At 63.6% G+C, this 20,807-nt stretch carries 17 protein-coding genes; 12 read left to right on the top strand and 5 right to left on the bottom strand.

Going from position 1 to position 20,807, the window contains the following annotated elements; translation table 11 throughout:
* The first annotated feature begins 55 nt into the window (after positions 1 to 55).
* Both QE444_RS21895 and QE444_RS21890 read left to right on the top strand, forming a co-directional pair.
* On the top strand, positions 56 to 1,033 hold the full coding sequence (locus QE444_RS21895) for a sensor domain-containing diguanylate cyclase (protein WP_133861337.1): 978 nt from the start codon (positions 56 to 58) through the stop codon (positions 1,031 to 1,033).
* 781 nt (positions 1,034 to 1,814) lie between these two features.
* Positions 1,815 to 3,191 carry an OprD family porin gene (locus QE444_RS21890; RefSeq protein WP_133861336.1) on the top strand — a complete coding sequence of 459 codons (1,377 nt, stop codon included), beginning with the start codon at positions 1,815 to 1,817 and terminating at the stop codon, positions 3,189 to 3,191.
* Between the two features lie 60 nt (positions 3,192 to 3,251).
* On the opposite strand, the gene aguA is transcribed toward QE444_RS21890, so the two are convergent.
* Both aguA and QE444_RS21880 read right to left on the bottom strand, forming a co-directional pair.
* Positions 3,252 to 4,349 (bottom strand): agmatine deiminase, encoded by a 1,098-nt coding sequence (aguA, locus tag QE444_RS21885; RefSeq protein WP_280308973.1) that lies wholly within the window; start codon positions 4,347 to 4,349, stop codon positions 3,252 to 3,254.
* A 142-nt stretch (positions 4,350 to 4,491) separates the two neighbouring features.
* Positions 4,492 to 5,868 carry a glutamine synthetase family protein gene (locus tag QE444_RS21880; protein WP_133861334.1) on the bottom strand — a complete coding sequence of 459 codons (1,377 nt, stop codon included), beginning with the start codon at positions 5,866 to 5,868 and terminating at the stop codon, positions 4,492 to 4,494.
* A gap of 406 nt (positions 5,869 to 6,274) precedes the next feature.
* On the opposite strand from QE444_RS21880, the gene QE444_RS21875 reads away from it, so the two are divergent.
* From QE444_RS21875 to QE444_RS21835, 9 genes are all read left to right on the top strand, one after another.
* Positions 6,275 to 7,024 carry a gamma-glutamyl-gamma-aminobutyrate hydrolase family protein gene (locus QE444_RS21875; protein ID WP_285386501.1) on the top strand — a complete coding sequence of 250 codons (750 nt, stop codon included), beginning with the start codon at positions 6,275 to 6,277 and terminating at the stop codon, positions 7,022 to 7,024.
* Between the two features lie 34 nt (positions 7,025 to 7,058).
* Positions 7,059 to 8,417, top strand: coding sequence for a glutamine synthetase family protein (locus tag QE444_RS21870; RefSeq protein WP_133861332.1), 1,359 nt, complete (start codon positions 7,059 to 7,061; stop codon positions 8,415 to 8,417).
* A 22-nt stretch (positions 8,418 to 8,439) separates the two neighbouring features.
* Positions 8,440 to 9,798, top strand: a complete 1,359-nt coding sequence (locus tag QE444_RS21865) for an aspartate aminotransferase family protein (protein ID WP_133861331.1) — start codon at positions 8,440 to 8,442, stop codon at positions 9,796 to 9,798.
* A 105-nt stretch (positions 9,799 to 9,903) separates the two neighbouring features.
* Positions 9,904 to 11,001, top strand: coding sequence for a polyamine ABC transporter substrate-binding protein (locus tag QE444_RS21860; RefSeq protein ID WP_285386499.1), 1,098 nt, complete (start codon positions 9,904 to 9,906; stop codon positions 10,999 to 11,001).
* A gap of 149 nt (positions 11,002 to 11,150) precedes the next feature.
* Complete coding sequence (locus QE444_RS21855) at positions 11,151 to 12,209, top strand: polyamine ABC transporter substrate-binding protein (protein WP_285386528.1); 1,059 nt, start codon at positions 11,151 to 11,153, stop codon at positions 12,207 to 12,209.
* A gap of 55 nt (positions 12,210 to 12,264) precedes the next feature.
* On the top strand, positions 12,265 to 13,419 hold the full coding sequence (potA, locus tag QE444_RS21850; protein WP_133861329.1) for a polyamine ABC transporter ATP-binding protein: 1,155 nt from the start codon (positions 12,265 to 12,267) through the stop codon (positions 13,417 to 13,419).
* On the top strand, positions 13,416 to 14,324 hold the full coding sequence (locus QE444_RS21845; RefSeq protein WP_133861328.1) for an ABC transporter permease subunit: 909 nt from the start codon (positions 13,416 to 13,418) through the stop codon (positions 14,322 to 14,324). The genes potA and QE444_RS21845 overlap by 4 nt, the downstream gene beginning before the upstream one ends.
* Positions 14,321 to 15,217 (top strand): ABC transporter permease subunit, encoded by an 897-nt coding sequence (locus tag QE444_RS21840; RefSeq protein WP_133861327.1) that lies wholly within the window; start codon positions 14,321 to 14,323, stop codon positions 15,215 to 15,217. The genes QE444_RS21845 and QE444_RS21840 overlap by 4 nt, the downstream gene beginning before the upstream one ends.
* 128 nt (positions 15,218 to 15,345) lie before the next feature.
* On the top strand, positions 15,346 to 16,140 hold the full coding sequence (locus QE444_RS21835) for a thymidylate synthase (RefSeq protein WP_285386497.1): 795 nt from the start codon (positions 15,346 to 15,348) through the stop codon (positions 16,138 to 16,140).
* 17 nt (positions 16,141 to 16,157) lie between these two features.
* On the opposite strand, the gene QE444_RS21830 is transcribed toward QE444_RS21835, so the two are convergent.
* The 3 genes from QE444_RS21830 to QE444_RS21820 form a co-directional block, all read right to left on the bottom strand.
* Positions 16,158 to 16,652, bottom strand: coding sequence for a gluconokinase (locus QE444_RS21830; protein ID WP_285386496.1), 495 nt, complete (start codon positions 16,650 to 16,652; stop codon positions 16,158 to 16,160).
* Positions 16,653 to 16,693: 41 nt separating this feature from the next.
* Positions 16,694 to 17,557, bottom strand: a complete 864-nt coding sequence (locus QE444_RS21825; RefSeq protein ID WP_187980265.1) for an EamA family transporter — start codon at positions 17,555 to 17,557, stop codon at positions 16,694 to 16,696.
* Between the two features lie 69 nt (positions 17,558 to 17,626).
* Positions 17,627 to 17,860, bottom strand: coding sequence for a hypothetical protein (locus QE444_RS21820; RefSeq protein ID WP_309741683.1), 234 nt, complete (start codon positions 17,858 to 17,860; stop codon positions 17,627 to 17,629).
* Positions 17,861 to 18,201: 341 nt separating this feature from the next.
* Between QE444_RS21820 and QE444_RS21815 the strand changes: the two genes are divergently transcribed.
* Positions 18,202 to 20,646, top strand: a complete 2,445-nt coding sequence (locus tag QE444_RS21815; RefSeq protein ID WP_309741681.1) for an AAA family ATPase — start codon at positions 18,202 to 18,204, stop codon at positions 20,644 to 20,646.
* The last annotated feature ends 161 nt before the right edge of the window (positions 20,647 to 20,807 follow it).

The following is a 20,807-nucleotide window of genomic DNA, read 5'->3' as shown; positions in this document are numbered from 1 at the left end:
GGCTGGTTTCAGCTGTCTCTAACTCCCTCAGGACCCCGCGTAGGCGCATGTGTATATGGATGAACAACCCTCTCTGTCTGCTCTTCCCACACCGGAAGAGAATCTGCTGGCTCTCCTGCATTCGCGGGCCGAGACAGATCGCCTGCGTGACCGGGAGCAGCTGTTCAGCGCGCTGCTGGAAAGCGTCAATGCGGTGCTCTGGGCCCTGGACTGGCGCACTCGCCAGATCATCTATGTCAGCCCTGCCTACGAACAGATCTTCGGTCGCTCCCAATCCCTGGTATTGAGCGACTACAGCACCTGGCTCAACAACATCTATCCCGACGACCTGGAGTACGCCCAGCGCACCCTGGAGCAGGTGATCGAGCAGGGCGCCGTGGAGTCCCGCGAGTACCGCATCATCCGCGCCGACGGCGAGATACGCTGGCTCAGCGACAAGTGCTTTGTCAGTCAGCGCAGCGAGGCCGGAATGCCGCTGCTGGTGGTGGGTATCGCCGAAGACATCACCGACAAGAAGCGCATGGAGGAGGAGCTGCAACGGCTTGCCACCACAGACGTCCTGACCCGCAGCAGCAACCGTCGACACTTCTTCGAGAGTGCCCAGCGCGCCTTCGAATTCGCCCAGAGCGAAGGCGAGCCCCTGGCCTTCCTGCTGCTCGACATCGACGACTTCAAGAAAATCAACGACCGTTTCGGTCACCAGATGGGTGATCAAGTGTTGCAGCGTGTTGCCGAATGCGGCGCCCAGACCACCCGCCGCGGGGATCTGTTCGGCCGTATCGGTGGCGAAGAATTCGCCCTGCTGCTGCCGGGTTGTGACAGTGACCTGGCATTGCAGATCGGCGGGCGCCTGCAGCGTGCCGTGCGGCAGTTGGCGGTACCCAGCGCCGAGGGGCCGCTGAAGGTCACCATCAGTCAGGGCGTCACCGTGTTGCGGGAGGGCGACGAGTCTCTCGACGCCCTTTATGTGCGAGCGGACGAGGCCATGTACCGGGCCAAGCGCCAGGGCAAGGATCAAGTCGTCCAGGGTTGAATATCCCTTGCCAGACCGCGCCGAGGGCAGCTCGGGCGGCCTGGTTCGCGGTTTCGCCCACCGCTGTCACGCCCTCTCACTCGGTCCTCCGCCACCCTTGCTTCCTTGTCCATCTGGCCTGCAGCCGATCTCTGGTCCGTGTCCTGTTGGCTGTCCTTGCTGAGGCAGCGGCACCCCGTCGATTAGAAGGAATGTTCCTGCGCGACCGACTGGGCAAGGTCGCTCTTGCAGCAGGGCAGGCGCTGCGTCATACCGGGCGATAGGCGTCGTCTTCAGGGCAAATCGACTGAAATAGCAGTCGCAAAAAATTACAAGTCCTTGAGGCAGATAGGGAATTCCTTCAGGTCCGGCCTTTTTGATGCTGAAATTGGCCGTTTTCAAATACTTAGCCAGAGCCCTGGGAAGCCCGTTCCAGAGCCTCAGGGTGTATCGCTTTGGATGGCGTCTTCTCGGGGAAAGGCGAGCCTTGCCATAGGCGTAGGCGGCGCAGGTTCCCTTGGGCCATGACCGAACAGTCAGAGCGGAAGACCACAGGGCGGGTTTTCAACCAGGTATCGCTAGACGAAATGCTTTTTTGCAATTAGCTTTCGCAACGTGGAAGACGGTGGCAGGGGACCTGTGCTTGAAGTCGCAAATTAAAAGTCGACCAAGCCCGGGATAATTCTCCAAATTGAAATAAAAGCCCTCTAGCTTTCCCTTCCGCACGGCCCGTCGGGCATACCACCAGCAGGCGCTGACACCTCTGGTGGCCGCATAACAACGATTCACCCCTGGAGCACTCATGGTCAAGAAGCCACTGGTGGTCGCGGTCTCCGCGGCCTGTCTGAACCTGTCCCTCATTGCCGCCGCCCACGCTGCCGGCTTCGTCGAAGACAGCAAAGCTACCCTCAGTCTGCGTAACTTCTACATCAACACAGACAACCGCAACGGTACGGCCAATCCTTCCCGCGTGATGGATTGGGGTCAGGGCTTCATGCTGAACTACCAGTCGGGCTTCACCCAGGGCACCGTTGGCTTCGGCGTCGATGCGGTCGGCATGCTGGGCCTGCGTCTGGACAGCGGTGGCAAGGCCAACGGCGGTACCGGTGGCAGCGTGCAGAACGGCACCATGTTCCCGCGCGATACCGATAACAGCGCTGTAGACGAGTTCAGCAGCCTGGGCGCTACTGCCAAGATGAAGATCTCCGAAACCGAGTTCCGCTACGGCACCCTGATGCCGAAGCTGCCGGTTGTGGTCTCGAACGACGGTCGTCTGCTGCCGCAGACCTACCAGGGTGCTCAGATCACGTCCAAGGACATCAAGGATGTGACCCTGACCGCCGGCCAGCTCGAGCGTGCCAAGAACCGTAACTCCACCGACGAAGACGATCTGTCCATCGCCGGTTCCAACGGTGCTGCGAATGCCGCCCTGCGTCGCAACAGCGACCATTTCCGCTTCGTCGGTGCCGATTACAAGGTCACCAAAGACCTGACCCTGCAGTACTACTTCGGTCAGCTGGAAGACTTCTACAACCAGCACTTCCTGGGTCTGGTGCACAGCGTCAAGCTGGGCGACGGTACCTTCAAGACCGACCTGCGCTATTTCGATAGCAACAGCCAGGGCGAGAACCGCAAGGCCGACAGCACCGGTCTCTACGTGTCCAGTGGCTACTACGGTGGTACCCGTACTACTGGCGAGATCGACAACCGCCTCTACAGCGGCCTGTTCACCTACTCGATCTACGGCCACACCTTTGGTCTGGGCTATCAGGGCAGCAACGGCAACAGCGCCTTCCCCTACCTGAACGAGAACGGTGGCGCTTCGACCTATGCCATCACCGATATTCAGATCAACAACTTCACCCGTTCCGGCGAAGACACCTGGCAGGCTCGCTACTCCTATGACTTCGCTCAGCTGGGCGTCAAGGGTCTGACCGCTGGCGTCATCTATCAGCGCGGTGACAACATCCGTACCCGTACTGGCGACGCCATGGAATGGGAACGCGACCTGACCGTCAGCTACGTGATCCCGGAAGGCCAGCTGAAAGGTCTGGGCTTCACCTGGCGTAACGCCATGCTGCGTTCCGACCTGCCGGCCGTTTCCCAAGCCGGTGTGCCGGGCCAGCGTGACGTCGACGAAAACCGTCTGATCGTCAGCTACACCCTGCCGCTGCTCTAAGCCGCGCTCAGGTCAAAAAAAAGCCCGTCGCAAGACGGGCTTTTTCGTTTCCGCCGGAAATCAGCGACCAGTCGGCTGCTGCTGGGTGATGCAGTGGATGTTGCCACCGCCGAGCAGGATCTCGCGGCCGGGAACCTGTACCACCTCGTGCTCCGGGAAGCAGGCCTGCAGCGTACGCAGGGCCTCGGCGTCCTCGGGAACGCCAAAGGTCGGGGCGATGATGCCGCCGTTGACGATGAGGAAGTTGACGTAGGAGGCGGCCAGCCGCTCACCGGCCCGGCGTGGCTGGGTGCCGAGGCAGGCATCCACGTCGCGGCATTCGTCTTCGCTGGCGAACAGCGGACCCGGGGTGACGATGCGATGCACCTTGAAGGTGCGACCACGGGCATCGGTTTCGCGCTCCAGCACGGCCAGGGCCTCGCGGCAGCGGCCGTAGTTGGGGTCGGCCTGATCGTCGCACCAGCTCAGCAGCACCTCGCCCGGACGCACGTAGCAGCAGAAATTGTCCACGTGGCCGTTGGTTTCATCGTTGTACAGGCCGTGGGGCAGCCAGATGACCTTGTCCACCGCCAGGTAGTCGCTCAGGTAGCGCTCGATCGCTTCGCGATCCAGGTGCGGATTGCGATTGGCGTTGAGCAGGCATTCCTCGGTGGTGATCAGGGTGCCTTCGCCATCGACGTGGATGGAGCCGCCTTCAAGGACGAAGTCCGGGGTACGATAGCCCGGCAGATTCTCGATCGCGAGGATCTTGCCGGCGACCTGGTCATCCCGCTGCCAGGGGAAGTAGAGGCCGCCATCCAAGCCGCCCCAGGCATTGAAGCTCCAGTCCACGCCGCGCACGCCACCCTGGCCGTCGCTGACGAAGGTCGGGCCGGTATCGCGGCACCAGGCGTCGTCATTGCTGATTTCCACCACCCGGATGTTCGGGTGCTGCAGGCGGGCACGGGCATTCTCGTACTGATTCGCCGAGGCGCCGATGGTCACCGGCTCGAAACGGGCAATGGCCTGGGCGACTGCGGTGAAGGCGGCCTGGGCGGGCTTGCCGCCCAGGCGCCAATTGTCCGGGCGCTCGGGCCAGACCATCCAGATCTGGCGCTGGTCGGCCCATTCGGCCGGCATGTGGAAGCCGTCGGCACGCGGCGTGGTGAGGGTGGTCATGGCGAAGCTCTCCGTCCAGAGTCGTCGTTGGCTGAGAAGGGGGAAAGGCCGGCAGGGCGCCGCGGGCGTGAACACGCGCAGGACTCCGGCGGTACCGCAGAACAGCTGCCGACCGGTGCGGGACCGGTCGGCAGGCAGGTCCCTACACGGTGTGCAGGTACCAGTTGTACTCGAGGTCGGAGATGGAGTGCTCGAACTCCTCCAGCTCGTGCTCCTTGCAGGCGACGAAGATGTCGATGTACTTCGGGTCGATGTACTCCGCCATCACCGAGCTGTCGTCCAGGTAGCGCAAGGCATCGCGCAGGTTGTTCGGCAGGCTCTGCTCGTGCTGTTCGTAGGAGTTGCCCTCGGTGACCGGGCCGGGTTCGATCTGCCGGGTCAGGCCATGGTGCACGCCGGCCAGGACGCCGGCCAGCAGCAGGTAGGGGTTGGCGTCGGCGCCGGCTACCCGATGCTCGATGCGGTGCGCCTCCGGTGTGCCGGTGGGAACGCGCAGGGCGGTGGTGCGGTTGTCCAGGCCCCAGCTCGGCGCATTGGGCACGAAGAACTGCGAGCCGAAGCGGCGATAGCTGTTCACGTTGGGGCAGAGGAAGGCCATGCAGGCGGGTAGGGTCTCGAGCACACCGCCGATGGCATGACGCAATGCGGCGTTCTGCTCGGGATCCTCGCCAGCGAAGATGTTGCGGCCGTCCTTGTCCAGCAGGGAAATATGGACGTGCAGGCCGTTGCCTGCCTGGCCCGGGTAGGGCTTGGCCATGAAGGTGGTGTCCATCTCATGGTCATAGGCGACGTTCTTGATCAGGCGCTTGAGCAGCACGGCGTAGTCGCAGGCCTTGATCGGGTCGGCAACGTGATTGAGATTGACCTCGAATTGCGCCGGAGCCGATTCGGCGACGATGGCATCGGCCGGAATGCCCTGGGCGCGAGCGCCGTCGATGATGTCCTGCAGGCAGTCCGCATACTCGTCCAGATCGTCCATGGAATAGACCTGGACCGACTGGGGACGCTTGCCGGAAATGGGCGAACGCGGCGGTTGCGGGCGGCCGTTGATGTTCTCCTGATCGATCAGATAGAACTCCAGCTCGAAGGCGGCGCAGACGGTGAGTCCGAGCTCGTCGAAACGCTGGACGACCTGGCGCAGGACCTCGCGGGGATCGGCGAAGAAGGGCTCGCCTTCCATCTCGTGCATGGTCATCAGCAGCTGCGCGGTGGGGCGCTTCTGCCAGGGTTCCATGGAGAGGGTGTCGGTGATGGGGAAGCAGACGCGGTCGGCGTCGCCAATGTCGAGCCCGAGACCGGTGCTTTCGACGGTGGAGCCGGTGATGTCGAGGGCGAACAGCGAAGCGGGGAGGTTGATTCCTTTCTCGAAGACTTTGGGCAGATTGGTGCGCTCGATGCGTTTGCCACGCACCACGCCATTCATATCCGCAATCAGAAGATCGACGAACTGGACCTCAGGATGTTCCCTGAGGAAGTCGGTCGCTTCATCCAAACGAACGGCACGCGGGGGTACCGACATGATGAAACACCTTTGCTTTTGGCTGCGCTCGACAAAACGGTTAGCGCCTGATGCGCCTGTTTGCCCAGTGGGCCAACCGCAGTGAGGGCACGAGTGCCCGCTGTCGATCCGACAGCGACCTGAGAGTACGGTCTCGCCTGCGCTCCGACGCTTTGTCAGCGCCCCTGTTAAAAATATCAATCAGCGGAGTTACCACCCTGGAGTCAATCCGAAAGGCGGACCAAAGTCAACTGGAGGCAACCCTGCTCAGGGGTGGTGCGCAGGTGCCTGTTTTTGGCGCATTCGGCGGGGCTGGAACGCCTCTGTTTCGCCGCTTCTGTGCAGAATCTCGAAACTTTTTGCCGGTGGTTGTGAAAAATAACGAACAAGACTAGGCTCGGATGATTCCTGTTCAACCCGGTGTCCCATGTCCGCGCTGCCCCTCATAGGTGTCACAGCCTGTACCAGGCAACTTGGCCTGCATCCCTTTCACATCGCCGGTGACAAGTATCTGCGCGCGGTGGTGGAGGGCGCCGAGGGCATGCCACTGGTGATTCCGGCGCTGGCCGATCTCATCGCCACCGAGGCCCTGCTTGAGCGCCTGGACGGTCTGCTGTTCACCGGTTCGCCATCCAACGTCGAGCCCCATCATTACCAGGGCACGCCCAGCGAGCCCAGCACCCTGCACGACGCGGCCCGCGATGCCGTGACCCTGCCGCTGCTGCGCGCCGCCGTGGCGGCCGGGATGCCGGTGCTGGGCATCTGCCGCGGCTTCCAGGAAATGAACGTGGCCTTTGGCGGCAGCCTGCATCAGAAGGTGCACGAGGTCGGCTCGCTCATGGACCACCGCGAACGCGGCGAGACCCTGGAAGAGCACTATGGCCTGCACCATCCGGTCGAGGTCCAGGCCGGTGGCCTGTTCGAGTCCCTGGAGCTGCCGGCACGCTTCGACGTGAATTCCATCCATGGCCAGGGTATCGATCGCCTGGCACCGGGATTGCGCGCCGAGGCCCTGGCGCCCGACGGCCTGATCGAGGCCGTCTCGGTCCGCGAAGCCCGCACCTTTGCCTGTGGCGTGCAGTGGCACCCGGAATGGAAGGTGCGCAGTCACCCGGTCTATCTCGCCTTGTTCAAGGCGTTTGGCAAGGCCTGCAAGGCGCGCGCTGCCGAACGCTGATGCTGTTCATCCCGCTCGAACCTTCGAGGTCTTTATGAGCACCCCGCTTGACCGGCTCACCGCCTGGTTGAAAGAACGCAAGATCACTGAAGTGGAATGCCTGGTCGCCGATCTGACCGGTATCGCCCGCGGCAAGATTTCCCCCACCGCCAAGTTCCTCAACGAAAAGGGCATGCGCCTGCCGGAGAGCGTGCTGCTGCAGAGCGTGACGGGGGACTATGTCGACGACGACATCTACTACGAGTTGCTCGATCCGGCCGACATCGACATGCACTGCCGGCCGGACGATCGCGCGGTGTTCCTGGTGCCCTGGGCACTGGAACCCACAGCCCTGGTGATCCACGACACCTACGACAAGCGCGGCATCCCCATCGAGCTGTCGCCGCGCAACCTGCTCAAGAAGGTGCTCAAGCTCTATGCCGAGCACGGCTGGCAGCCCATCGTCGCGCCGGAAATGGAGTTCTACCTGACCAAGCGCAGCGACGATCCCGACTATCCGCTGCAGCCGCCGGTAGGCCGCTCCGGGCGCCAGGAAACCGGGCGCCAGTCCTTTTCCATCGATGCGGCCAACGAATTCGATCCGCTGTTCGAAGACATGTACGACTGGTGCGAGGCCCAGGCACTGGATCTGGATACCCTGATCCACGAGGAAGGCACCGCGCAGATGGAGATCAACTTCCGTCACGGCGATCCGCTGCACCTGGCCGACCAGATCTTCGTCTTCAAGCGCACCCTGCGCGAGGCAGCGCTCAAGCACAACGTCACCGCCACCTTCATGGCCAAGCCCATGACCGGTGAGCCCGGCAGCGCCATGCACCTGCACCAGAGCGTGGTGGATCTGAAGACCGGCAAGACGGTGTTTTCCAACCCCGATGGCAGCATGAGCGAACTCTTCCTGCACCACATCGGTGGCCTGCAGAAATACATCCCCGAGGCGCTGCCGCTGTTCGCGCCCAACGTGAATTCCTTCCGCCGCTTCCTGCCCGACACCTCGGCGCCGGTCAACGTCGAGTGGGGCGAGGAGAACCGCACCGTGGGTCTGCGCGTGCCGGATTCCGATCCGCAGAATCGCCGGGTGGAGAACCGCCTGGCCGGCGCCGATGCCAATCCCTATCTGGCCCTGGCGGCCAGCCTGCTGTGTGGCTATCTGGGCATGATCGAGAATGTCTCGCCCAGTGCCCCGGTACAGGGGCGCGGCTACGAGCGTCGCAACCTGCGCCTGCCGCTGACCCTGGAAGCCGCCCTGGAGCGCATGGAGCAGTCGGCCACCCTGGAGCGTTATCTGGGGAGTCGCTTCACCCGCGGCTACGTCGCGGTGAAGCGCGCCGAACATGAGAATTACAAGCGCGTGATCAGTTCCTGGGAGCGGGAATTCCTGCTGCTCAGCGTCTGACCGCGATTCAAGGAGAGGCTTCGTGACTACCTTTACCACCGCCCATTGGCAGGACCTGAGTCGCCGGCACCTGTTGGCGCCCTTCACCGACTATCGCCAGCTCAACGAGAAGGGCGCGCGCATCATCACCCGCGCCGAGGGGGTGCACCTCTGGGACAGCGAGGGCCAGCGCATCCTCGACGGCATGGCCGGACTCTGGTGCGTCAACGTCGGCTACGGTCGTGAAGAACTGGTCGAGGCGGCCAGCCGCCAGATGCGTGAACTGCCCTATTACAACCTGTTCTTCCAGACCGCCCATCCGCCCGTACTGGAGCTGGCCAAGGCCATCGCCGAGCTGGCACCGGAGGGCATGAACCACGTGTTCTTCACCGGTTCCGGCTCGGAGGCCAACGACACCGTACTGCGTCTGGTGCGCCATTACTGGGCAACCAAAGGCCAGCCGGAGAAGCGCGTGGTCATCGGCCGCTGGAATGGCTACCACGGCTCGACCCTGGCCGGTGCCAGCCTGGGTGGCATGGCGGCGATGCACGAGCAGGGCGGCCTGCTGCCCGACATCGTGCATATCCCGCAGCCCTACTGGTTCGGCGAGGGCGGCGAGATGAGTCCGGAGGAATTCGGCATCTGGGCGGCCGATCAGCTGGAGCGGAAAATCCTGGAGGTCGGCGAGGAGCGCGTCGCCGCCTTTATCGCCGAGCCCATCCAGGGCGCCGGCGGGGTGATCATTCCACCGGAAAGCTACTGGCCGCGGGTCCGCCAGATCCTCGACAAGTACGACATCCTCTTCATCGCCGACGAGGTCATCTGCGGCTTCGGCCGCACCGGCGAATGGTTCGGCAGCCAGTACTACGGCAATGCTCCGGACCTCATGCCCATCGCCAAGGGGCTCACCTCCGGCTATGTGCCCATGGGCGGCGTGGTGGTGCGTGACGAAGTGGTCAGGGTGCTCGACGAGGGCGGCGAGTTCTATCACGGCTTCACCTATTCCGGGCATCCGGTGGCCGCGGCCGTGGCCCTGGAAAACATCCGCATCCTGCGCGACGAAGGCATCGTCGACCGGGTCCGCAGCACCACGGCACCCTATTTGCAGAAACGCTGGGCGGAGCTGGCCGACCATCCGCTGGTGGGCGAGACCCGGGGTGTCGGCATGGTGGCGGCGCTGGAGCTGGTGCGCGACAAGAAGACGCGGGCGCGGTACGAGGGTGGGGCGGGCATGCTCTGTCGCGAGCACTGCTTCCGCAATGGCCTGGTGATGCGCGCGGTGGGCGATACCATGATCATCGCGCCGCCGCTGGTGATCACGCCGGAGTCCATCGACGAACTGGTCACCCTGGCGCGGCTGAGCCTCGATCAGACCCATGAGCTGCTGCGCCAGCGTGGCTAATGGCCGCCAAGGCTTGAGCCTGGCGGCGGACCTTGCCAGACTGCGCGCGGGCGCTGGCCGCGCGCCGAATCAAAAGACCAACGATGACTTGAGGAGCACCACCGCATGAATGTTTTTGGCAAGACTCTTCTAGCGCTGAGCCTGGCCGGCCTCTTTGCCGGTAACACCTCGGCGGACCCCAAGGTCCTGCACGTCTACAACTGGAACGACTACATTGCCGAAGACACCATCGCCAACTTCGAGAAGGAGTCGGGGATCAAGGTGGTCTATGACGTCTACGACAGCAACGAGACCCTCGAAGCCAAGCTGCTCGCCGGCCGTTCCGGCTACGACGTGGTGGTGCCGTCCAACTCCTTCCTGGCCAAGCAGATCAAGGCCGGCGTCTACCAGCCGCTGGACAAGTCCAAGTTGCCCAATTACAGCAACCTGGATCCGCAGCTGATGAAGACCCTGGAAGTCAGCGATCCGGGCAACCAGTACGCCATCCCCTACCTCTGGGGCACCATCGGCATCGGCTACAACCCGGCCAAGGTCAAGGCCGCCTTGGGCGACAATGCCCCGGTGGATTCCTGGGACCTGATCTTCAAGCCCGAGAACCTCTCCAAGCTCAAGGGCTGTGGCGTGGCCGTGCTGGATTCGCCCACCGAGATCATTCCCGCCGGTCTGCACTACCTCGGCTACAAGCCGGATAGCCAGGATCCCAAGGAGATCAAGGCGGCCGAGGAGCTGTTCCTCAAGGTGCGTCCGTACATCACCTATTTCCACAGCTCCAAGTACATCTCGGACCTGGCCAACGGCAACGTCTGCGTGGCGGTCGGCTATTCCGGCGACATCGCCCAGGCCAAGGCCCGCGCGGCCGACGCCAAGAACGGCGTGACCGTGGCCTACAACATTCCCAAGGAAGGCGCCGGCACCTTCTTCGACACCATGGCCATTCCCAAGGATGCCGAGAACCCCGAGGGCGCCCTCAAGTTCATCAACTACATCATGGAGCCCAAGGTGATCGCGGCGGTCAGCGACTACGTGCAGTATCCCAACGGCAACAAGGAGGCGACGCCGCTCGTAGCTGAAGCGATCCGCACCAACCCGGGGATCTATCCGACCCAGGAAACCATGACCAAGCTGTACGCCTTCCCGGATCTTCCGGCCAAGACCCAGCGTCTGATGACCCGTACCTGGACCACCATCAAGTCCGGCAAGTGAGTTTGGTCGCCGCGTGCGACTGAAAGGACGGCACGCCGGAGTCACTCCGGCGTGCCGTACGTCTGTATGGACCGCTGAAAGGGTGTCGCCGCCGATGCCCACCATGAAAGGAGCCGCCCGTGCTTTCGTTGCGTAAAACCCTGCTGGCCATGACCACCCTGACCGTCATGGGAACTGCCGTCGCCGAGCCGACGGTACGCGTCTACAACTGGAGCGATTACGTCGGCGAGACCACGCTCGAGGATTTCCAGAAGGCCACCGGCATCACGCCGGTCTATGACGTCTTCGATTCCAACGAAACCCTCGAAGGCAAGCTCCTGGCCGGCCACACCGGCTATGACGTGGTGGTGCCCTCGAGCAACTTCCTGGCCAAGCAGATCAAGGCGGGCGCCTTCCAGAAACTGGACAAGAGCCAGCTGCCGAACTGGCAGAATCTCGATCCGGCGCTGCTCAAGCAGCTGGAAAAGAGCGATCCGGGTAACCAATACGGCGTTCCCTACCTGTGGGGCACCAACGGCATCGGGTACAATGTCGACAAGGTCAAGGCCGCGCTGGGCACCGACAAGCTCGATTCCTGGGCCATCCTGTTCGAACCCGAGAACCTCAAGAAACTGAGCAAGTGCGGCGTCTCCTTCATGGATTCGCCCGATGAGGTCTATCCGGCAGTCCTGCAATACCTGGGACTCGATCCCAACAGTACCAATCCCGACGACTACAAGAAGGCCGAGGCCCAGCTGCTCAAGGTGCGGCCATACATCACCTATTTCCATTCCTCCAAGTACATCTCGGATCTGGCCAACGGCAACATCTGCGTGGCCTTCGGCTATTCCGGCGATGTCTTTCAGGCGCGTTCGCGTGCCGAGGAAGCGAAGAAGGGCGTCAACATCGGCTACGCGATTCCCAAGGAGGGCGCGAACCTCTGGTTCGACCTCCTGGCCATCCCCAAGGATGCCAAGAACGTGAAGGAGGCCCATGCCTTCATCAACTATCTGCTGCAGCCCGAGGTCATCGCCAAGGTCAGTGACTATGTCGGCTACGCCAACCCCAATCCGCAGGCGGGCGAGCTGATGAATGCCGAGCTGCGGCAGGACGAGACGGTCTATCCGCCACAGGCGGTGATGGACAAGCTGTACGTCATGAAGGAGCTGCCCCCGCAACTCCTGCGCCTGGAAACCCGCAGCTGGACGCGGGTCAAGTCCGGCAAATAACCAACGCTAAAGCGGACCGGTCCGACCGGTCCCCGATTTTCCTGGGGAGATGTACATGGCGACTGCCACCAGTGCCTTCAAGAAAGCCGCCACCGGCGACAAGAAAGCCAAGGAAGTCCTGGTCAAGATCGACCGGGTCACCAAGAAGTTCGACGAAACCGTCGCTGTCGACGACGTCTCCCTGACCATCAACAAGGGCGAGATCTTCGCCCTGCTCGGCGGCTCGGGTTCGGGCAAGTCGACCCTGCTGCGCATGCTGGCCGGTTTCGAGCGACCCAGCGAGGGGCGCATCTTCCTCGATGGCGTGGACATCACCGACATGCCGCCCTACGAGCGGCCGATCAACATGATGTTCCAGTCCTATGCGCTGTTCCCGCACATGAGCGTGGAGCAGAACATCGCCTTCGGTCTCAAGCAGGACAAGCTGCCCAAGGCCGAGATCGACGCCCGCGTGGCCGAGATGCTCAAGCTGGTGCACATGACCCAGTACGCCAAGCGCAAGCCGCACCAGCTCTCCGGTGGCCAGCGCCAGCGGGTGGCCCTGGCACGCTCCCTGGCCAAGCGGCCCAAGCTGCTGCTGCTCGACGAACCCATGGGCGCCCTGGACAAGAAACTGCGTTCGCAGATGCAGCTGGAACTGGTAGAGATCATCGAGCGCGTGGGCGTGACCTGCGTGATGGTGACCCACGACCAGGAAGAGGCCATGACCATGGCCGAGCGCATCGCCATCATGCACCTGGGCTGGATTGCCCAGGTGGGCAGCCCCATGGACATCTACGAGACCCCGGCGAGCCGGCTGGTCTGCGAGTTCATCGGCAGCGTCAACGTCTTCGACGGCGAGCTGACCGACGACGGTGCCGACCACGCCATCATTCACAGTCCGCAACTGGAGCGACCGATCTACATCGGTCACGGCATCAGCACCCGCGCCCAGGAAAAGCAGGTCACCTTCGCCCTTCGCCCCGAGAAACTGCTGATGGGCACCAGCCTGCCGGCGGATCACGAGCATCCCGACTACAACTGGTGCAGCGGCACCGTGCACGACATCGCCTACCTGGGCGGGCACTCGGTCTATCACGTCAAGCTGGGCACCGGCCCCATCGTCCAGTGCTTCATCGCCAACGCCGAGCGCCTCGGCAAGCGACCCACCTGGGATGACGCCGTGGTGGTGTACTGGGAAGACGACAGCGGCGTGGTACTGCAAGCATGACCAGACCTCCTTTGCTCAAGCGCCTGCTCGATGGCCGCCGCCTGACCATCGGCGTGCCCTTCGTGTGGCTGTTCCTGTTCTTCCTGCTGCCGTTCCTGATCGTGCTCAAGATCAGCTTCTCGGTCGCGGACGTGGCCATTCCGCCCTATACCGAGCTGTTCACCTACGCCGATCAGCAACTGGATATCGCGCTCAACTTCGGCAACTACCTGATGTTCGCCGACGATCCGCTGTATCTGGACGCCTACCTCGGCTCGCTGAAGATGGCCGGCATCAGCACCCTGATCTGTCTACTGATCGGCTATCCCATGGCCTACGCCATCGCCCGGGCTAGTCGCGAGAAGCAGACGGTGCTGCTGCTGCTGATCATGATGCCGACCTGGACCGCCATCCTCATCCGCGTCTATGCCTGGATGGGGCTGCTGTCCACCAATGGCCTGATCAACAGCTTCCTGATGAATCTGGGGATCATCAGCAGTCCGCTGCAGATGCTCAACACCAATTTCGCGGTGTACCTCGGGATCGTCTATTCCTATCTGCCGTTCATGATCCTGCCGCTGTTCGCCAATCTGGTGAAGCATGACCTGACCCTGCTGGAAGCCGCTGGCGACCTGGGTGCCAGTCGCTTCACCAGCTTCTGGAGGATCACCGTGCCGCTGTCCAAGAACGGCATCATCGCCGGCTGCATGCTGGTGTTCATTCCGGCGGTGGGCGAGTTCGTCATTCCCGAGCTGCTGGGTGGCCCGGAGACCCTGATGATCGGCCGCGTGCTCTGGCAGGAATTCTTCAACAACCGTGACTGGCCGGTGGCCTCGGCCCTGGCGGTGGTGATGCTGGTGATCCTCATCGTGCCCATCGTGCTGTTCAACAGAAACCAAGCCAAGGAACTGGAGGGCAAGCTATGAAAGGCCTCAAGTTCACCAACCTGATGCTGGTGCTCGGGCTGCTGTTCATCTACCTGCCGATGGTCATCCTGGTCATCTACTCCTTCAACGAGTCGCGGCTGGTGACCGTCTGGGGCGGCTGGTCGGTGAAGTGGTACGTCGGCCTGCTGGACAATACCCAGCTGATGAGCGCGGTGTTCCGCTCGCTGGAGATCGCCTTCTACACGGCCATCTCTTCGGTGATCCTCGGCACCCTGGCGGCCTTCGTGCTGACCCGCATCCCGCGCTTCCGCGGCCGCACCGTCTTCGGCGGCATGGTCACGGCGCCGCTGGTGATGCCCGAGGTGATCACCGGTCTGTCGCTGCTGCTGCTGTTCGTCTCCATGGCGCAACTGATCGGCTGGCCGCAGGACCGCGGCGTGACCACCATCTGGATCGCCCACACCAGCTTCTGCTCCTCCTATGTGGCGGTGGTGGTCTCCTCACGCCTGCGCGAACTGGACCTGTCCATCGAGGAGGCGGCCATGGACCTGGGCGCCCGGCCGTGGAAGGTGTTCCTGCTGATCACCATTCCCATGATCGCGCCCTCGCTGGCGGCGGGCGGCATGATGTCCTTCGCCCTGTCGCTGGACGACCTGGTGCTGGCGAGCTTCGTCTCGGGCCCCGGCTCGACCACCCTGCCCATGGAGGTGTTCTCCGCAGTGCGCCTGGGCGTGAAGCCGGAGATCAATGCCATCGCCAGTTTGATCCTCCTGGCGGTCTCGCTGTTCACCTTCTTCGCCTGGTACTTCACCCGCCGCGCCGAGAAGAAGCGCCTGCAGGGCCTGCAGGAAGCCATGGACGCCACGGCCTCGGAGATCACCCGGCGCGAACGCGAAACGGCGACCCTCATGGCGCCGCCGGCCAACAGCTGAGGATTGATGGAAAAGGCGGCCTCAGGGCCGCTTTTTTTGTGTCCGATGGTCAGGGCTGCGACAAGCGCGACCGCTCTCGCGAGGCGCGATTTGATACCATTTGCCTTTTGCCAGGTAGCGCTCCCGCCATGAAACAGTACCTCGACCTGATGCGCCACGTGCGCGAACACGGCACCTTCAAGAGCGACCGCACCGGCACCGGGACCTACAGCGTCTTCGGCTACCAGATGAGATTCGATCTGGCCGAGGGCTTTCCCCTGGTCACCACCAAGAAGTGCCATCTGCGATCCATCATCCACGAGCTGCTGTGGTTCCTGCAGGGCGAGACCAACATCCGTTACCTCAAGGACAACGGCGTGTCCATCTGGGACGAGTGGGCCGACGAGAACGGCGAACTGGGCCCGGTCTATGGCTACCAGTGGCGTAGCTGGCCTGCACCGGACGGTCGCCATATCGACCAGATCGCCGGGGTGGTGGACATGATCCGCGCCAAGCCCGACTCGCGGCGGCTGATCGTCTCGGCTTGGAATCCGGCGCTGGTGGACGAGATGGCGCTGCCGCCGTGCCATGCGCTGTTCCAGTTCTATGTCGCCGATGGCCGGCTGAGCTGCCAGCTGTATCAGCGTTCCGCGGACATCTTCCTCGGCGTGCCCTTCAATATCGCCAGCTACGCACTGCTGACCCTGATGGTGGCCCAGGTCACCGGACTGCAACCGGGCGAATTCATCTGGACCGGCGGTGATTGCCATCTCTATGCCAATCACCTGGAGCAGACCGATCTGCAACTGACCCGCGAACCGCTGCCGCTGCCGACCATGAAGCTCAATCCGGCGATCACGGACCTGTTCGCCTTCCGCTTCGAGGATTTCGAACTGGCAGGCTACCAGGCCCATCCGCACATCAAGGCGCCGGTCGCGGTCTGAGCCGGCGGCCGCCGCGCTCAGGCGCCGTGGCCGTGCTCAAGCACCTCGTCCACCAGCTTCTCGGGCGCCTTGCGTACGTCCAGCACCTGGGCTTCCAGGTGATCCGGCGCCTCCAGGGTGTCGAGCTGGCTCTGCAGGAGCTTGGGATCGAAGAAATGCCCGCGGCGCCTGCCAATGCGCTCGGCCAGCAGCTCGGGTGAGCCCTTGAGGAACAGCAGCCGGACGCCTTCCAGGCCGTTCAGCAGGCGATCGCGATAGACCTTCTTCAGCGCCGAGCAGGCGAACACCCGCGTGGTGCCTTCGGCCTGCGCCTGCTGCATGGCGTCGTGGATGGCATCCAGCCAGGGCCAGCGATCCTCGTCGGTGAGGGCGATGCCCTTGGCCATCTTGTCCTTGTTGGCCTGGCTGTGAAAGGTGTCGGCATCGTCGAAACGGCAGTCCAGCCGGCTGGCCAGGAGTTCGCCCAGGGTGGTCTTGCCACTGCCCGAGACGCCCATTATCAGATAGATCATCGTCGTCGCTCCGCGTGAGGATTCGCCTCGCTATAGAGTATCTAGAGTGGCGTTTGCTCCGGGGTCAGGCGGCTGCTCCAGGTGGCGCCGATGGACGCGGCGATGATGCAGGCGAGGGCGAACCACTGGGCGACGCCCAGGATCTCGCCGAGGAATACCCAGCCGGAAAGGGCGCCCAGCGCCGGTTCCAGACTCATCAGGGTGCCGAAGGTGGCGGCCGGCAGGCGGGTCAGGACGACCATTTCCAGGGCATAGGGAATGGCCGTGGACATCAGCGCCAGGGCCAGCGCCAGCGGCCAGATTTCCGGTTGCAAGAGATTGCTGCCGCTGTGGACGATGCCGATGGGCAGCACGACCAGGGCGGCGATGGTCGCGCCGAAAGCCACCGTGCCGGTACCGTGAACCGCGCCGGCGCGCTTGCCCAGGACGATGTAGATCGCCCAGCAGGCGCCAGCCCCCAGGGCCAGGGTGGTGCCCAGCGGATCCAGTGCGGAGGCGTTGTGGCCGAAGGGCAGGAGCACGGCCAGGCCGGCCACCACCAGCACGATCCACAGCAGGTCCAGCCAGCGGCGCAGGGCGCACAGCGCCACCACCAGCGGACCGACGAATTCCAGGCCGACGGCGATGCCGATCGGCAGCCGCTGCATGGCCAGGTAGATGGTCAGGTTCATCACGCCCATGGCGACGCCATAGCCCAGCAGGCTGCCCAGCGCCGCGCGGCGGAAGTTGCGCCAGGGGCGCAGCACGATCAGCAGGACGAGAGCCGCGAAGATCAGCCGCAGGGTGGTGACGCCCACCGGATCGAGACGCAGGAACAGGGTCTTGGCCAGGCTGGCGCTGGTCTGGATCGAGGTCATGGCGACCAGCAGCAGGGCGACGGCAAACAGCGGAGAGCGGGCAGACATCGGCAGGGCTCGACTAGCAGGCCCGCCAGCATAGGTCATCCGGTCAGGGTCGCAAGGTTGGCTGCGACCTCAACGTGTTCTCGAGCGCTGCAGCAGCGATTCGGCGCTTTCGCGATTTTCCCGGACCTGCTCGATGAAGCGCTGCTGCTCTTCGCGCTGGGCCACCTGCACGCATTGCGCGTAGCCCGCGTCCCACCCCTGCTGGTAGGGCCTTTCCGCGGCGAAGCGACGGGCGTCCTTGTGCTCGTAACCGATGCCATTGACCGCCTGTTTGCCGGTCTGGCAACCGTCGCTGAAGCGCATCGGCATAGGCCGGGGGATAGCCCTTGGCGATCAACTGGTCGTGGTAACTGGTGCAGGCCGCGAGACTGGCCAGCAGGATGAACAGCGAGGCGAGACGACGAGAGACAGCCATGGGAGCCTCCTCACGGGATACTACGTCTGATCCCTATGGAGAAAGCTTAGTTGGCACCTGGTGAGAATTTCGTCAAAAAACGCCTGGGTTGAAAAATACCGACGGACGTCATGGCAAGCCCCTCGAACCGCTGCGCTTAAATACGCGGCGGAGCGCCGCTTGCCTTGCTTCGGCTGTCATCCCGGTCGCAGAATGCGGGCACTGCTTGCATGCCTGACAAGGACTTACGATGCACGATCCCGTCGCAGCCGGTCTCCGGCTCGCCCCTGATGAGCTGACCCGCCCCTTCGCCCCCGAACAGTTTTCCTTCGCCGATACCGATCAGCTCGAGCCCTTTCGCGGCATCCTGGGTCAGGAGCGCGCGGTGGAAGCCCTGCAGTTCGGCGTGGCCATGCCGCGGCCCGGCTATAACGTCTTTGTCATGGGCGAGCCGGGCACCGGTCGTTTCTCCTTCGTCCAGCGCTATCTCAAGGCCGAAGCCAAGCGCCAGCCGACGCCCAACGACTGGGTGTACCTGAATCACTTCGAAGAGCCCCGGGCGCCAAGCGTGCTGGAGCTGCCTCCCGGCGAGGGCGAGGCCTTCGTGGCCGACATGGCCCATTTCATCGACAACCTGCTGGCCACCTTTCCGGCGGTATTCGAGCATCCGGCCTTCCAGCAGAAGAAGAGCGCCATCGAGCGCGCCTTCAACCAGCACTATGACCAGGCGCTGGACGTGGTGGAAAAGCTCGCCCTGGAAAAGGAAATCGCCCTCTACCGCGACGCCAACAATGTCGCCTTCACCCCGATGAAGGAAGGCAAGGCGCTGGATGAAGCCGACTTCGCCCAGTTGCCCGAGGCCGAGCGGGAGCGGTTCCACGCCGACATCTCCAGCCTGGAAGAGCGTCTCAACGAAGAGCTGGCCAGCCTGCCGCAGTGGCGGCGCGAGTCGAGCAACCAGCTGCGCGCCCTGAACGAAGACACCATCATCCAGGCCCTGCAGCCACTGCTGGCGCCGCTGTCGGAAAAGTACAACGACAACCCCGGGGTCTGCGCCTACCTGCAGGCCATGCAGGTAGACCTGCTCAAGACGGTGGTCGAGCAACTGGCCGACGACGCCAAGCCCGACATGCAGCGGCGCAAGGAGCTGCGCGAGCAGTACGAGCCCAATCTGATCATCGGCCACCACGTCACCGGTGGTGCCCCGGTGGTATTCGAGTCCCACCCGACCTACGACAACCTCTTCGGCCGTATCGAGTACCAGTCCGATCAGGGCGCGCTCTACACCAACTATCGCCAGCTGCGCCCCGGCGCGCTGCACCGCGCCAATGGCGGCTTCCTCATCGTCGAGGCGGACAAGCTGCTGACCGAGCCCTTCGTCTGGGATGCCCTCAAGCGCGCCCTGCATTCGCGTCAGCTGAAGATGGAATCGCCGCTGGCCGAGCTGGGTCGGCTCACCGCCATGAGCCTGGCGCCGCAGCAGATCCCGCTGCAGCTCAAGGTCATCATCATCGGCTCGCGCAACATCTACTACACCCTGCAAGAGCTGGATTCGGACTTCCAGGAGATGTTCCGGGTACTGGTGGACTTCGACGAAGAGCTGCCACTGCGCGACGAAAGCCTCGAGCAGTTTGCCCAGCTACTCAAGACGCGCACCTCGGAAGAGGGCATGGCGCCCCTGACCTCGGCGGCCGTGGCGCGGCTGGCCACCTACAGCGCGCGGCTGGCCGAGCACCAGGGCCGGCTGTCGGCGCGTATCGGCGATCTGTTCCAGCTGGTCAGCGAAGCCGACTTCATCCGCCACCTGGCCGGCGACGAGCGGACCGACAAGGGCCATGTCGAGCGCGCGCTCAAGGCCAAGGAAACCCGCACCGGTCGCGTCTGCGCCCGGGTGCTGGACGACATGCTCACCGGCCTCATCCTCATCGACACCCAGGGCGCCGCGGTGGGCAAGTGCAACGGCCTCACCGTTCTGGAGGTGGCCGATTCCGCCTTCGGCATGCCGGCGCGCATCTCCGCTACGGTCTACCCGGGCGCCAGTGGCATCCTCGACATCGAGCGCGAGGTCAGCCTGGGCCAGCCCATCCACTCCAAGGGCGTGATGATCCTGACCGGCTACCTGGGCAGTCGCTATGCCCAGGAATTCCCGCTGTCGATCTCGGCCAGCATCGCCCTGGAGCAGTCCTATGGCTATGTCGATGGTGACAGCGCCTCCCTCGGCGAGGCCTGCACCCTGATCTCCGCGCTGTCCCGCACGCCGCTCAAGCAGTGCTTCGCCATTACCGGCTCCATCAACCAGTTCGGCGAGGTGCAACCGGTCGGCGGGGTGAACGAGAAGATCGAGGGCTTCTTCCGCCTCTGTCAGGCCCGCGGTCTGACCGGCGAGCAGGGCGTGATCATCCCGCGCGCCAACGTCACCAACCTGATGCTCGACGAGACCGTGCTGGCAGCGGTGCGCGAGGGGCTGTTCCATGTCTATGCCGTGCGCCAGGCGGACGAGGCTCTGTCGCTGCTGGTGGGCGAGCCCGCCGGGGCACCGGATGCCAAGGGTCGCTTCCCGGACGGCAGCGTCAATGCGCGCGTGGTACAGCGTCTCAAGGAAATCGCCGAGCTCGAGCTGGAAGATGAACTGGCCGACAAACTCAGTGATAACTCCAAGGCAAAAGGGAAAAACAACGAAGCGCAGGAGAACTGAGCTCCAGGGGGCAGGTCGGATTTTGTACAAGGCGTCGCAGCCCAAGTAGCACGGCGCCCAGACCCGCTTGCCCCCTGTTGACCAACAGGGTTGTCCACAGCCTTTGTGGATACCTCTGGCCTAGGAACGGCGAGCATTGAGCGCTTCGAGAGGATGACGCC

This window comes from Pseudomonas sp. SORGH_AS_0199 (assembly GCF_031453735.1).
Taxonomy (GTDB): Bacteria; Pseudomonadota; Gammaproteobacteria; order Pseudomonadales; family Pseudomonadaceae; genus Chryseomonas; species Chryseomonas aestiva.
Note: the sequence above shows the minus strand (reverse complement) of the source record. Positions and strands in the feature narration are given on the sequence as shown.

Bases quoted from the DNA above. Each gene is read 5' to 3' on its own strand.
- QE444_RS21845 (WP_133861328.1), top strand. From the start codon at position 13,416: ATGACCAGACCTCCTTTGCTCAAGCGCCTGCTCGATGGCCGCCGCCTG.
- QE444_RS21880 (WP_133861334.1), bottom strand. From the start codon at position 5,868: ATGTCGGTACCCCCGCGTGCCGTTCGTTTGGATGAAGCGACCGACTTC.
- QE444_RS21815 (WP_309741681.1), top strand. From the start codon at position 18,202: ATGCACGATCCCGTCGCAGCCGGTCTCCGGCTCGCCCCTGATGAGCTG.
- QE444_RS21860 (WP_285386499.1), top strand. From the start codon at position 9,904: ATGAATGTTTTTGGCAAGACTCTTCTAGCGCTGAGCCTGGCCGGCCTC.
- QE444_RS21895 (WP_133861337.1), top strand. From the start codon at position 56: ATGGATGAACAACCCTCTCTGTCTGCTCTTCCCACACCGGAAGAGAAT.
- QE444_RS21835 (WP_285386497.1), top strand. From the start codon at position 15,346: ATGAAACAGTACCTCGACCTGATGCGCCACGTGCGCGAACACGGCACC.
- QE444_RS21840 (WP_133861327.1), top strand. From the start codon at position 14,321: ATGAAAGGCCTCAAGTTCACCAACCTGATGCTGGTGCTCGGGCTGCTG.
- QE444_RS21830 (WP_285386496.1), bottom strand. From the start codon at position 16,652: ATGATCTATCTGATAATGGGCGTCTCGGGCAGTGGCAAGACCACCCTG.
- QE444_RS21890 (WP_133861336.1), top strand. From the start codon at position 1,815: ATGGTCAAGAAGCCACTGGTGGTCGCGGTCTCCGCGGCCTGTCTGAAC.
- potA (WP_133861329.1), top strand. From the start codon at position 12,265: ATGGCGACTGCCACCAGTGCCTTCAAGAAAGCCGCCACCGGCGACAAG.
- QE444_RS21870 (WP_133861332.1), top strand. From the start codon at position 7,059: ATGAGCACCCCGCTTGACCGGCTCACCGCCTGGTTGAAAGAACGCAAG.
- aguA (WP_280308973.1), bottom strand. From the start codon at position 4,349: ATGACCACCCTCACCACGCCGCGTGCCGACGGCTTCCACATGCCGGCC.
- QE444_RS21855 (WP_285386528.1), top strand. From the start codon at position 11,151: ATGACCACCCTGACCGTCATGGGAACTGCCGTCGCCGAGCCGACGGTA.
- QE444_RS21875 (WP_285386501.1), top strand. From the start codon at position 6,275: ATGTCCGCGCTGCCCCTCATAGGTGTCACAGCCTGTACCAGGCAACTT.
- QE444_RS21820 (WP_309741683.1), bottom strand. From the start codon at position 17,860: ATGCGCTTCAGCGACGGTTGCCAGACCGGCAAACAGGCGGTCAATGGC.
- QE444_RS21825 (WP_187980265.1), bottom strand. From the start codon at position 17,557: ATGTCTGCCCGCTCTCCGCTGTTTGCCGTCGCCCTGCTGCTGGTCGCC.